Below are 13,217 nucleotides of genomic sequence, written 5' to 3' on the forward strand. Positions count from 1 at the left end.
AGGACGCCGGGGTTCGGCTAGCCTTTGAGTTTCTCGCTGATCATAGCTGCTGTTTTTTCGCCCATGCGAACCGCGCCGTCCACGTGCTGGTAGCCTTCGGCAGCTAGGTCGGAGCAAGACCAGTAGATAGGGCCGACGGGGTCAGACTGGTAGGCGCCGTAGCGGGAGAGACCGCCGAGATCGAAGCTGGCGGCATAGGCACCGCGGGTCCATTCTTCTGCACCCCAATCAGATTCGTAGTAGCGCACTGGGTGCAGGGTCTCCTCACCCAGCATCTCAGCCATGGACTCGAGAATAGCGCGCTTGCGCTCCTCGGCAGAGAGGGTGAACATGCGGTCTGCCTGTTCGTCGGAGACGAATCCAACCAGGGTGCCGCGCTCTTCTTCCTGGCCGGTGGCAGGGTCATAGTTGGTGTTGTCGTAGATTTCCTGCACCAGGTTGTCACAGGCAAAGCAGGTGCCCGAGAGACCCGCCTCGCGCCAGAAGGGGCGGTCGTAGACGGCGTGCACCTTGATGACCAGGCCCAGGGACTGGTGCTGGTGCATCTGGTGCTGGCGGCGATCCAGGGCGGGCACGTACGAGACGCGCGAATAGAGGTTGGGCGGCACGGCCATGATGGCGTACTTGGCGCGAATTTTCACAGCCCCCTCAGGGTTAGCGACACCGTCCTCGGTGAAGTCTTCGGCCTCGACCATGACGGGGTAGTCCCCCTCTTCCTGCCAGCGCAGCACGCGCACGGGGTGGCCCAGAATGATGTTGTCGTGGCCGATTTTTTCGGCCAGAGTGAGGGAGACCTTCTGCATGCCGCCAAGCACACGCTCGTCGAGGATGAAGTTTTCGTCAACCAGGTTAGAGAAGGAGCCTGCGGAGGCCGCCATAAGAATGGCCTGTAGGGTTGAGAAGGCGTGAGAGGGCTTGGTGAGCATGGCGCCTGCAATGAAGAGTGAGATGTTATTGAGGGCCTCTTGGTTGTCGGTCTTAGTCTTGAGCCATTCGCGGAAGCTGATGGAGTCCAGCTCCTTGGCACGGGGGTGATCCCAGGGGGCTTCGGCACCGACCTCTGCCACGATTTCGTCCATCATCTCAATCAGGCGCAGCATTTCTGCCTTGGTGGCTTCATCGACGGGGAAAATATCTCCGGAGTAGCGTTTGATGTCGCCGCTGAGGGTTTTGTAGATAGATTCGCCATCACGATAGCGGGGGAAGGTGGTGAGGCCGAGCTCGCCAATGAGGGCTTTGAGGGCGGTTTGGTCAGGCGAGACCCACTGGCCGCCGATTTCGATGAAGGCACCATCCAGGTCGCCGTTCCAGGTGCGGCCGCCAACACGGTGGCGGGCTTCGAGGACGACGACGGAGTGCCCGGCCTGCTGCAGGCGGTAGGCGGCGGTGAGGCCTGAGGGGCCTGCTCCGATGACGGCAACGTCGCGGGTGATTTCTGTGGGGGCCATGGTCTACCTTCCCTTGAGCCGGTGCTAAGCGCCGGATAAAACGAATATCGTTCGTTTTAGTGTAACCCAGACCCTAAGACCTGTGAAGTACCTAACGCATTTTTATAGGCACCAGCAGCAGGCAAAAATACACCGTGATCCACAATCCCGGAGGGCAACTACTTCAGCACCTGCTCCAGCGCATCACTACCAGCATTGCCAGCCGAGTAGGGAAAAGGCTAGCCGATGCTACCGTTAAACCCATGAGCCCAGCCGCACCCCGCCAGGCAGGCCGCCCCACGGCGTCCCTGCTGACCGCCGACAAAATAACAGATGCAGCCACCGCACTCATGGTGCAGGACGGCGACTTCACCATGGCCAAGCTGGCCCGTAAACTGGGGGTCGCAGCCAGCTCCCTCTACAACCACGTGGCCTCTCGCGACCAGGTGCTCGCCGCGATTTCCGACCGGGTAGCGCGCAATATCGACACCGGTGCGTTACAGGACGCCGCCGCCCAACTGGATGGCAAGACCTTCAGCCCGTCAGAGACACGGACGCTTTGGATCGAGGCAACAGAGCAGTGGGCGCGTTCCTACCGGCAGGCCTTTTCTGTAGCGCCAACGGTGGTGATGGCACTGGCGGTGACCCCGGTCAGGCAGGCCCCGGCCACCCTGGCAATGTACGAACAGGTCATCAGAGCTTTTACAACCTTTGGCATGACCCCCCGCCAGGCCCTGTTAACCGTTGAAGCGCTTGAGGCCTTCCTCCTGGGGTCCGCCATTGACCTATATGCTCCAACCGATATATATGATCCCGGCAGCCTGGCTGTCGACCACCCCACCATGCACGAAAGCTACCGCACCCTGGGAAACTCCCCGCAGGAAGAAGCTTTTACCATCGGCCTTCGGGCCCTGCTGGCTGGACTAGCAACCACACTGAACTAAATATCTATAGAGATGAATCTCACCCCTAGATATGGTGCTTATAACAACCTTGAGTCTTGTCAGACTAAATAAATGTAATAGATAATTTTTACGCTAGCTAATTTTTTAGATAGTCTCCCCCAAGTGACCCACCCACATCACTTACCCTGGTGAAACCACCACATTTCACAATCTACTCGCAATTACTATCCACCTTTTGGGCTAAAATAAGGGATTACATTGAACACACCCATCAACCGCCGCCGACTTGTCCAGGGTACAGCCTGGGCCGCTCCGGTTGTCCTCGCAGCAACCTCCGTACCTGCCTACGCAGCCTCACCCACCAGAGGGCTTGACGGCTGGCTTCGCAACACCATACGGTGCACCAACGATGCCTACAGGCGCCGTATAACCACCTACGAATTTAATGCCACCGGTGGTAGCTACCCCGATAGGGGCCTGTGGGTTTCTGGAGCTGCCGAAAAGTCTGTGGTCGGCTCTACAAAGATTATCCAGTACCTTGGCTACACAGCCGCAACTCTCACCTTTCAGGTTGCCCAAGCCAGCCAGTGGACCACTCTGGCCTACGATGCATCGGCCCCCAAAAGGGACGGGTACATCGCCTACAGCACCACCTACACGGGAACCTGGAGCTACGATAAAGCGACTGGCCTCTACTTCCCCGCCAGCCAGCCCTACTTTAGAACCACAGTAGCAACCGGCACCTGCCTTAGTAGACTCCCGGTTATTACACGTCGAGAGGTCGTTATTGACGGCGGAACCTACACTATAGAACGTTCAGGCACCCTAGTGCCCCAGTAGAGCTAGCACCTCGGTAGAATCCGCGCATACGGTCTTGAGCTTCTGCGCCACGAAAGCCAGCTACCCTCCCACCATCACACCCCATCAGGGGAGTCGTTCAGAAATGGTGGGAGGGCCTTGCTTTTAAGACCGGTAATCTACAGGGCGCGCCCTGCAACCAACACACGGTTTTGCCCACGCGTAACCTGCCAAACATGCAAAAATAGAAACCATGAGTTTTGATTCGCGCTCCGAGCTCCCACCGCACCTTCTCGCCCTGTCGAGCCTCACCCAGTGGCACGCAAATTCACAGCACCGGCCCCTCGAACTCCGCTTCACCGTGCACGGAATCACCGTTGAAAACGTCACCACTGCCGTAACAGGTGAAATCGGCAAAACAGCACCCATAGCCTTCACGCAGGCAGCCACCGTCGCCGTCTTCGAACTCGCCCTCGCAGACCACTTTGACGGTTCCTACACCGTGCGCATTAACGCAACCCCAGGCGGGCAGGCCATCGTCAAACAGGTGCCGATTACCGCCCCTACGAGCACAGAGCAGGCTGAGCCAGAGCCACCCGAGCCCATTACATCGGTCTCTGATAACGGCCTACGCCTACGCACTGCCCTCCTGGGGCGCGGCCACGCCTCGGGCTACACCCCCGCTGAGATAGCGGCCGAAGAAAAGCAGCGCGGTTTCACTTTTCCGCCCGAACTCAAGTTCTATCGCATGCTCGTACGCAACGGGGTGGTCGCAGAGGTGGGCGGGCACAAGGTCATCGCCTCTACCCAGCACGCCGATTTTGGGGCATCCACCCTCGACTCGGCCCCCTGGAAGGCGCCCGAAACCGCCAACAGTACCGTGCAGGCCGTACTCAATCACAGCCTCTGGCTCGAGATTGCCAGCTCCCCTACCCACCTCTACGCCATTGACCTGGCACCGGGCGCTACCGGTGTAGCTGGTCAGGTGATTGCGCGTAGGCGCGGTGAGGCCTCGGTGCCGGTGCGGATTGCCCTGTCACTGGCTGATTTTGTAACCGGTCAGCTGGTCAAGCAGGACGCCAGTGCCGCCTCCCCTGCCAGCCAGTACGGCGCGGGAGTGGCGGCAGCTCCTGCAAGCACACATTCAACTCTGGCTCAGACTATCGCCTGGGTAGGTAACGTTGAACCGGCTGCCCTGCCGGGTTTTTTGAGGTGGGACTCAGAACCCACCGAAGCTCGCTACCGTGGTGTGTTAGAGCAGATTGAACCGGATACCGCACCGAGTCTAGGGGGCACCGCTGACAGCGAGCCCTTTACGGTTGCACCCCAGCCGGTTGCCGAGCAGATTCGGTTCACACCGCAGGAGGTTGCTCCGGTGGAGCCTGCTCAAGCCACCGCCGTCGCTGACAGCCAAGAGGCTGCCGAGCCCGTTGTCACCGAGCCCGTTGTCACCGAGCCTCCGGCCACGGAACCAGAGGCCACTGAACCAGAGGGTCCGGGGCCTAAGGCCCCGGCCCCCGCAGAGAAAGCCGCCTCTCTCTTCGCCAGCCAGGAGACCGACCTGCCGGTTACACCCGGTACTGACCCGGCGTCCTTGCCTACCAGCTCAGAGTCAAAATACATGGATGAATCTGCTGCTGACGGCACCCGCGAAGAGTACCAGTCCGCCAACACCGGCAGCATTGCAGCGCGCGCTAAGAAGGTCTCACTGGCCACCGACTCAGAGACCCCCCAGCCCGTAGAGCAGGCCGAGCAACCCAGGCCTCACGAAGAAGGCGGGCTGCGATTGGCACTGCGCCGCTTCTTCATCGGTGATTAGTTCTGAGGGGTCAGGCGGCCCCATGCCGGGTGAGAACGTACGCGCAGGTGGCGTGCGGCCCCCCGGGGAACGGGCGTAGGCTAGGAGAAGAAACCGACCGTACACGAAGGAGCTTTAGTGGCCCGCACCTCCCAGAACACCATCGGCACCACCCCGCTCGAGGTCTTCATTCCCGGTCCCGGCCAAAACCCGGAGGACCCGCAGGACGCCGCCCGAACCGCCTTTCTTAACGAGGCCCAACAACTGCTTGACGCGGGGCTGGATATTGCCGTCTACTCCACAGACACCTACCCCTCAGCCTTCACGGACTGTGAGCCAGTGGCTGAGCAAATTGCCATGAGCGGGCCGGAGGCGCTACCGATCCTGCTCGTTGAGGGCCTTATCAAGGTGTCTTTTATGTACCCAACTGCGGAGCAGTTGCGCCGTTTTTCGCACTTTGGTGACGTCAAACAGCCTAAGGTAAGCGCGGCTGCTGCAGCCTGTGGAACCGGGGGTGCAGACGCTCCCGCTACAGTTCCCGCAACTGAGCCGGCTGGTTTTGCGGCGGTTCTAGCGGGGGTTACACAGCGCCCTGCTGGCGGCCCAGACATTGGCGACCGCGTCAACCTGATGGGGTGAGCAGAACCTTCAGCCCGCAAGCGAAGGCTGCACAAATCAGCCGATACTACTAAGCCAAAGGCTGCATCCTCGTGTGTGAGATGAGGGTACGAGCACTGTCATCCCACACACGAGGACGTAGTCTCGGTGTGTATGGGTCTCCCTAGAGGGCAGAGCGCAGGGTGCGCAGAGCCACCTGCAGTACGGCCAGGCGGGGGCGGCCGTCCGCTCCGGGAGCGGCCTTCTGAATCTCGCCCAGCATCGAATCCACTCGGTTCATGCGCACGGGGTGGTCGTTAACCCAGCGGGCCACAGCGGCGTCACCGGTTTCGGTGCCGGCGGCAACCCCTTCGCCGGCCTCCTGAACCACGCCAAGTGCCAGCGAGGCAGCAATCTCGTAGAGGTCATCGCGCAGGGACGACCTGGCCAGGGTCTCCCAGCGGTCGTTGCGGGGCAGGGTTGAAATCTTAGTCAACAGCATATCGATCTGAAAGCGGTCGTAGACCGAGTAGTAGACACGGGCAACCTGCTCGGTGGCAAGACCATTGGCCTCAGCGGTGCGCACCACGTCCATGAGGGCGAAGGCCTCAAATTCACGAATCCAGTTGACGATGAGTTCCTCGGGCAGGCCCCACTCCTCTGCCTGATCCCGCATGGCGCGCACGCGGGCGCGGGTATCTTCTGAGAAGTAGTCCTTGAGCGAGGGGATTAACTCGGCGACGGGTTTGAACCGCTCAATCATCTGGTCGATGGTGATGCCCACAACCACGGAACGCTCGGCGACGAACCAGCGGGCCAGGCGGTCAAGCACACGCTGCCAGTCCTTGATAACGGCCTGCCAGCCTTCCAGCGGAACCGTGGCAGGAAGCTCGCGGTGTAGCCGGGCAGAGTTGCCAATGCCGAATGTTTCGCGCGAAACGTAGAAGGCGCGGGCCAGGGCATCCACGCCCGCACCGGTTTCTTCAACAGCACGGAAGACATGGGTGATACCGCCCAGGTTGACCATCTCGTTAGCTACGCGGGTGCAGATAATCTGCCTGCGGAGCGGGTGGGATTCTAGGTGCTGCCCGAAACGCTCCACAAGGGCGGGCGGGAAGTAGTCGGTCAGCACACGCACCAGGTAAGGGTCATCGGCAATATCTGTCTGCTCCAGTTGCCCGGCCAGGTGAATCTTCACGTAGGCTGCCAGAACCGCCAGCTCAGGGCCATTGAGGGTTTCGCCGGCAGCCTCGTAGCGTTCGCGGATTTCCTCGTCGGTGGGCAGGAACTCCACCTCACGGTTGAGCCCGGCCCTCTCTTCCAGATCGTGGATCAGGCGGATGTAGGCCTCAACACCGGGAATCACGCCGTGGCGCTCAGCCTGCAGAAGCACGTTCTGCTCAACATTGGTGAGTAGAACCTGAGCACCGACGTCCTCGCGCTGGGCTTCGATGAACCCCGCACGTTCACTGGCAGGGAGCTCCCCTGCGGTCACCAGGCGGTCCACCAGAATCTTAATGTTAACCTCGCGGTCTGAGGTCTCAACGCCGGCAGAGTTGTCGATGGCGTCGGTGTTAATCAGAATACCGGCGCGGGCAGCCTCAATACGTCCCAGCTGGGTAAAGCCCAGGTTGCCGCCCTCACCCACAACGCGGGCGCGCAGGTCGCGGCCGTTGACGCGCAGGGAGTCGTTGGCCTTATCACCTACCGCCGCGTGGGTTTCGGTGAAGCCCTTAACGTAGGTGCCAATACCGCCGTTGTACAGCAGATCTACGGGAGCCTTAAGGATGGCAGAGAGTAGCTCCGGCGGGGCCATCTCGGTCACGCCCTCCTCAATACCCAGCACCTCGCGCACCTGCTCTGAAACCGGAATGGACTTAGCGCCGCGGGAGAAGACACCCCCACCCTCTGAAATCAGTTCAGGGTTGTAGTCCTGCCAGGAGGAGCGAGGCAGGTTGTAGAGACGCACACGCTCCTCAAAGGCAACCTCTGGGTTCGGGGCGGGATCCAGGAAGATGTCGCGGTGGTCGAAGGCTGCGACCAGGCGAGTGGCAGGCGAGCGCATGAGGCCGTTACCGAAGACGTCGCCGCTCATATCACCGATACCGACGGCGGTGAACTCTTGGGTCTGGCAGTCAATGCCCAGCTCAGCGAAGTGGCGTTTGACGGATTCCCAGGCTCCGCGGGCGGTGATGCCCATAGCCTTGTGGTCGTAGCCCACCGAGCCTCCGGAGGCAAAGGCATCGCCCAGCCAGAAGCCGTAGTCGGCGCTAATCGCGTTGGCGGTGTCTGAGAAGGAGGCGGTACCCTTGTCTGCTGCGACGACCAGGTAGTAGTCGTCGCCGTCGCGGGCAATCACGCGCGGGTCGTGAATGACGGTCTCGGAGCCGTCCGACTCAATGTTCAGGTTGTCGGTGACGTCCAGCAGGGAGGAGATGAAGACCCTGTAGGATTCGCGGCCCTCGGCGATCCAGGCGTCGCGGTCGACGGCGGGGTTGGGTAGCTGCTTGGGGTAGAAGCCGCCCTTAGCGCCGGTGGGGATAATGACTGCATTCTTGACCATCTGCGCCTTGACCAGACCCAGCACCTCGGTGCGGTAGTCCTCGCGGCGGTCGCTCCACCGCAGGCCGCCACGCGCCACGGAGCCGAAGCGCAGGTGTACGCCTTCTACACGGGGTGAGTAGACGAAGATTTCGAAGGTAGGCCGGGGCAGGGGCGCAAAGTCAATCTGGCCGGGTGCCACCTTGAGGGCAAGGGCGGGACCTTGTAGGTAGGCGTTGGTGCGCAGGGTCGCCTTCATGACGGTGGCTAGGGAGCGCATGAAGCGGTCAACGTCGAGGGTGGGGATGGCATCCAGCACGCCACCCAGTTGAACCCAGACCTGCTCACGGGCGTCCTCGCGGGCCTGCTCGCTGGCAAAGTCAGCATCGGGGTCAAAGCTGGTGGAGAAGTAGTCGGCGAGCAGACGGGTGGCCGCCGGGTAGGCCAGCAGGGTGTCAGACATGAACTCCGCCGTGTAGACCTGACCCAGCTGCACCAGGTAGTGGGTGTAGGCACGGAATACGCGCACCTGCTCCCAGGTGAGGCCCTCAGCCAGAATGAGGCGGTCAAGGGTGTCTGACTCGCGCCTGCCCAGCAGGTAGGCATTGAGGGCGTCTTCGTAGAGGTGGGCTACCTTCTCGGCCTGCACGCCCTCGGGAAGCTGCACACCGAAGTCATACAGCGAGAAGGAGCGGCCGTCGGCGGGGGTAATCTCATAGGGTTTCTGGTCAACAACAACGAGGCCCATGTTCTGCATCACCGGGAGTAGCTCGGTCAGGGTGTGGGCGGTGGCCAGATAGGTCTTGATACGGGTACCTGAGGCACCCTCGTAGATGTGGATGGCGGCGGGCCTGGTCTCGCTCAGCGATTCAAAGATGTCGATGTCTTCAACCGCGTTATCGACCTCGTAGTCGGCTCGGTAGGTGGCGGGCACGGCTTCGGCCCAGGCTGAGGCGGCTTCGCGCCCCTGGGCGGCGCTCCGCCCCGCACTGACCGCTGAGCTTTCGACGGCTGCGGCGGTTGCCTCGCCCCAGGAGCGGGTAGCCTGTTGCAGGCGGCGCTCAATAGCTCGAGCGTCCAGGTCAGGGATGGTGTTGGGGGTGCTCAGACTCAGACGGAAGAAAATGCGGGCCAGGGACGAGGTGGAGAGGTAGACCTCAAAATCCAGGCTCTCAATATCGATGAATTCGCGGAAGGCCGCCTCAAGCCGGTGCCGCACCTGGGTGTTGTAGCGGTCGCGAGGCAAGAAGACGGTGGCCGAGACAAAGCGCCCGAAGGCATCGGGGCGCAGGAAGAGGCGGGTGGTGCGGCGCTCTTCAAGGCCCATGATGCCACGGAAGGTATCCGTGAGTTCCTGCAAGTCAGCGTGCAGAAGTTCTAGGCGGGGGTAGTCTTCGATAATGCCGGCCAGGGTCTTGTCAGAATGGGAGCCAGGCTGGTAACCCAGATTGCGGCGCATGATGGCAACTCGTTCGCGCACCAGCGGAGTTTCAACGGCGGGCAGGGAGTAGGCCTGACGCGAGAAAAGGCCCAGAATTACGTATTCACCCACAACTTTGCCGGAGCGATCAAAGTTGCGCACGCCGATGTAGTCCAGGTACTCATGGCGGTGCACGGTAGAACGAGAATTGGCCTTGGTGATGTACAGGGGCTTGGGGTCGCGGGCGTTGGTCAGGCCCAGGCCGGTCAGGACGATGGGGTCACCACCGACTGTTTCGGCCAGAATCCCCAGGCCGGAGCCGGGGCGGTCGGTGAGTAGCAGGTCGCCCGAGCGGCCGGTGAGATCACGCTCTTTCACCCCCATAAACAGGAAGTTGCCGCGGGTGAGCCAGCGCAGAAACTCCTGCACAGATTCTACGCGGGTCATGGGGTCTGCATCGGAATTGATGGTACCGGTGTAGTGTTCGGCCCCGCCCAGGGTAATATCTGCGAGGTCGCCCAGGTTCTCGGCGATGTCGAGGGCCCGGCAGGCCATGGCCTCGGTGTCGCGGGCAGCAAGGCGCACATCAACGAGAATCGTACGAATCTCGTCTTCTAGGCGGGCGGCCTGTTCGTCATCGAGACGGGCCGCCAGGCGAACCGCAATCCACGACTCAATGATTGCTCCGGCCCTCACGCTCCCGGCACTGGCACTGTCGCGAATAATGGGCATAGAGACCGTATCGCCACTAGCCACAGGCTGCTTAAAACCGGTGCTCTCCACGGAGGTCAGCTGGCCTGACCCGTCACGCTCCACAAGGAAGATGGGGTGAATGAGGCCCGAGATACCACCCCAGTTAGAGGCAATCTGCGCGGTCACTGACGAGACCAGAAAGCTGGTGTCATCGACCACGATAAAGAGGGTGCTACCGGAGTCATCATGGAGAACCCGGACGGTTGCCGCACCAGCCTCGCGGGTATAGGCCAGGGAGCGGTGGGTCTGTGCCAAATCGGTCAGTTGCTGGTCATTCAGCCCCTCAAGTTCCTCGGCTGAACTGTGCCGATAGTATTCGTTGATCCAGTCTTCCTGCTCGGACCAGTGGGCTGAACGTTCGTTGGTAAGCAAGGGGGTGTACCTTTCGCTGGGTGGATGTCACGTCCTTGTGATATCTGGGGCGCCAGGGGCGCTCCCCTTAATAGTAGTCGGGATACCGGTGGGAGTGAATTGCAACATCACGAAGCGCCGGTAGCTCTCTGAGATAGGGGTTGCACAGTGCACAGCTACAAAGACCAGTGTTCTCTATGAGATGCTCAGTCTCACATTCCAAACACGTCATCGCCATGATTGCCTCGGGTACATATGCTTGAGTCTGATACAACGCCACGATGCGTCGAGCTACACCTAGAAGGGCACCCCATGTCAGCCACCCCCACTTCAGACCTCTCCACCCAGGTTCTGTACGCCTATTCCCGCTACCTGCTACAGCTGGGAGCGGGCTTCTCAGAGGACTTCATGACTCAGAAGCTCGCAGAGAACCCCGAGTTGACCGGTCACCTTGCAGAGATTTTTGCTCTAGGTTTTGACCCCCAGGGCAAGGGTGATGCGGGCACCCGCCGCACCGCCCAGCGCGAGGTGGCGCAGCGCGTCCGTGCCACACTTGAAGGGCTGCAAGACGGCGATACCCGCCGTTTCTTTGAGAACCTGCTCGAGGCCGTCCTCGCAACCGTGCGCACCAACGCCTACCAGGGCAAAGATACCATCGCCCTGAAAATTTCTACCCGCGAGATTTCCTTTGCCCCGCTGCCCAGGCCCCTCTTTGAAATCTTTGTTGAGGGCGAGGCCCTAGAAGGCGTGCACCTACGCTTCGGCAAGGTAGCGCGCGGCGGCCTGCGCTGGAGCGACCGCCCCGACGACTTCCGCACCGAGGTGCTGGGTCTGGTCAAGGCCCAGGTCACCAAGAACGCCGTCATTATTCCCACCGGCTCCAAGGGCGGTTTCGTACCCAAGAACCTGCCCGACCGTGACGCAGAACAGGCCCGCTACAATGAGATGGGCATAGCCGCCTACAAGCTCTTTATCTCATCCCTACTGGACGTCACCGACAACCTGGTTACCGATGAGAGCGGTGAGCAGAAGATTGAGCGCCCCGCTAACGTAGTAGCCCTGGACGCGGACGACCACTACCTGGTGGTTGCCGCAGATAAGGGCACCGCAACCTTCTCAGACACCGCCAACGCAATCTCCCTTGAACGCGGCTTCTGGCTGGGCGACGCCTTTGCCTCCGGCGGCTCGGTGGGCTTCGACCACAAAGAGATGGGCATCACCGCCCGCGGAGCCTGGGAATCCGTCAAACGCCACTTCGCCGCCCTGGGCCACGACTCTCAGAGCGAGGACTTCACCATGGTCGGCATCGGCGGCATGGCCGGTGATGTGTTCGGCAACGGCGCCCTGCTCTCAGAACACATCCGCCTGATTGGTGCCTTCGACTCCCGCCACATCTTCATTGACCCCAACCCTGATGTAGCGGTCTCCTACGCTGAACGCAAGCGCCTCTTCGAACTCCCCCGCGCCTACTGGACCGACTACAAGCCCGAGCTAATCTCAGAGGGCGGGGGTGTCTTCTCCCGCAAAGACAGGGCTATTGAGCTCACCGACCAGATGCGTGAAGCGCTCGGGCTCAGCACCTCAGCGGAGACCCTGACCGCCGACGAATTGATTGTCGCCCTGCTCAAGGCTCCCGTTGACCTGCTCTACACCGGTGGCACCGGCACCTACGTGCGTTCCACAGAAGAAACCGACGACCAGGTCGGTGACTCCACCAACGATCGTCTACGTATCACCGCCCCCGAACTGCGCGTCCGCGTGATTTCTGAAGGCGGCAACCTGGGGCTCACCCAGCGCGCCCGCATCGAGGCAGCTGCAGGCGGCGTGCTCGTGAACACCGACGCTATCGACAACTCGGCGGGGGTTGAGACCTCCGACCGGGAGGTCAACCTCAAGATTCTCATGGACCGCGCCATTGCTGCCGGAGCTTTCAAGGAGGCAGACCGCGCGGGCTTTATCGCCGGCCTGGTTGAAGAGACTGGCCGCCGTGTACTGCGCTCCAACCTGGAGCAGAACGTGCTTTTGCAGGCTGAACGCACCGAGGTCTTCAATACCAACGCGCTGGTGTCAGAGTTCATGGACTACCTGGCCGATACCGTGCACCTGGACCGCGAGGTAGAAGTGCTCCCCTCAGATTCAGAGCTCGCCGACCGCGCAGAAGCCCATGTGCCGCTGACCAGCCCCGAGCTGGCCGTCCTGACCGCCTACGCCAAGATTGATTTGACCGCCCAGCTGGTTGAGAGCGGCTACGCCGACCTGCCCGATCTGAACCTGCACGATGTGCTCGTGGACTACTTCCCCGAATCGGCTACCGACCGGTTCGAGGCCTATTTTGGTGAGCACCCCCTGCGTAGCGAAATCATTGCTACCCGTGCGGCTAACCGCATCATCAACCACGCTGGTATCACCTTTGTGTATGAGATGCAGAAGAAGCATGGCTCTTCGGTTAACGACGTAGCCCGTGCCTTCCGCGCCGCGCGCCTTGAGGCCGGGGCCCTGCCCGATATCGAGGCAAGCAGTGACTTTGACGCCTGGGTGAAAGGTTCACTCGCCCTCCGTCAGGCCATCGAAGCCAAGCTGACGGCCTAGCCTACGCTCCCGGCCCATGAAATAGCCGCCGGTAGGGC

Annotated in this window: 7 protein-coding genes; 5 read left to right on the forward strand and 2 right to left on the reverse strand. The window is 61.3% G+C overall.

The window, feature by feature from the left end:
* Positions 1-17: 17 nt before the first annotated feature.
* Positions 18-1,448 (reverse strand): flavin monoamine oxidase family protein, encoded by a 1,431-nt coding sequence (locus L6966_RS04050; protein ID WP_237224426.1) that lies wholly within the window; start codon positions 1,446-1,448, stop codon positions 18-20.
* A 134-nt stretch (positions 1,449-1,582) separates the two neighbouring features.
* Between L6966_RS04050 and L6966_RS04055 the strand changes: the two genes are divergently transcribed.
* The 4 genes from L6966_RS04055 (at position 1,583) to L6966_RS04070 (ending at position 5,567) form a co-directional block, all read left to right on the forward strand.
* On the forward strand, positions 1,583-2,371 hold the full coding sequence (locus L6966_RS04055; RefSeq protein ID WP_237224425.1) for a TetR/AcrR family transcriptional regulator: 789 nt from the start codon (positions 1,583-1,585) through the stop codon (positions 2,369-2,371).
* A 219-nt stretch (positions 2,372-2,590) separates the two neighbouring features.
* Positions 2,591-3,172, forward strand: a complete 582-nt coding sequence (locus L6966_RS04060; protein WP_237224514.1) for a hypothetical protein — start codon at positions 2,591-2,593, stop codon at positions 3,170-3,172.
* Between the two features lie 211 nt (positions 3,173-3,383).
* Positions 3,384-4,949: an SMI1/KNR4 family protein gene (locus L6966_RS04065; RefSeq protein WP_237224424.1), complete on the forward strand. Its 1,566-nt coding sequence runs from the start codon at positions 3,384-3,386 to the stop codon at positions 4,947-4,949.
* A 117-nt stretch (positions 4,950-5,066) separates the two neighbouring features.
* Positions 5,067-5,567 carry an arsenic metallochaperone ArsD family protein gene (locus L6966_RS04070; RefSeq protein WP_237224423.1) on the forward strand — a complete coding sequence of 167 codons (501 nt, stop codon included), beginning with the start codon at positions 5,067-5,069 and terminating at the stop codon, positions 5,565-5,567.
* Positions 5,568-5,709: 142 nt separating this feature from the next.
* Here L6966_RS04070 and L6966_RS04075 read toward each other — a convergent pair whose 3' ends face one another.
* A complete protein-coding gene (locus L6966_RS04075; protein ID WP_237232915.1) occupies positions 5,710-10,611 on the reverse strand; it encodes an NAD-glutamate dehydrogenase in 4,902 nt (1,633 codons plus the stop codon).
* Positions 10,612-10,902: 291 nt separating this feature from the next.
* On the opposite strand from L6966_RS04075, the gene L6966_RS04080 reads away from it, so the two are divergent.
* Positions 10,903-13,179 carry an NAD-glutamate dehydrogenase domain-containing protein gene (locus tag L6966_RS04080; protein WP_237232916.1) on the forward strand — a complete coding sequence of 759 codons (2,277 nt, stop codon included), beginning with the start codon at positions 10,903-10,905 and terminating at the stop codon, positions 13,177-13,179.
* Positions 13,180-13,217: the final 38 nt, after the last annotated feature.

Source organism: Rothia nasisuis (assembly GCF_928381405.1).
Classification (GTDB): Bacteria; Actinomycetota; Actinomycetes; order Actinomycetales; family Micrococcaceae; genus Rothia; species Rothia nasisuis.

Bases quoted from the DNA above. Each gene is read 5' to 3' on its own strand.
- L6966_RS04080 (WP_237232916.1), top strand. From the start codon at position 10,903: ATGTCAGCCACCCCCACTTCAGACCTCTCCACCCAGGTTCTGTACGCC.
- L6966_RS04050 (WP_237224426.1), bottom strand. From the start codon at position 1,448: ATGGCCCCCACAGAAATCACCCGCGACGTTGCCGTCATCGGAGCAGGC.
- L6966_RS04065 (WP_237224424.1), top strand. From the start codon at position 3,384: ATGAGTTTTGATTCGCGCTCCGAGCTCCCACCGCACCTTCTCGCCCTG.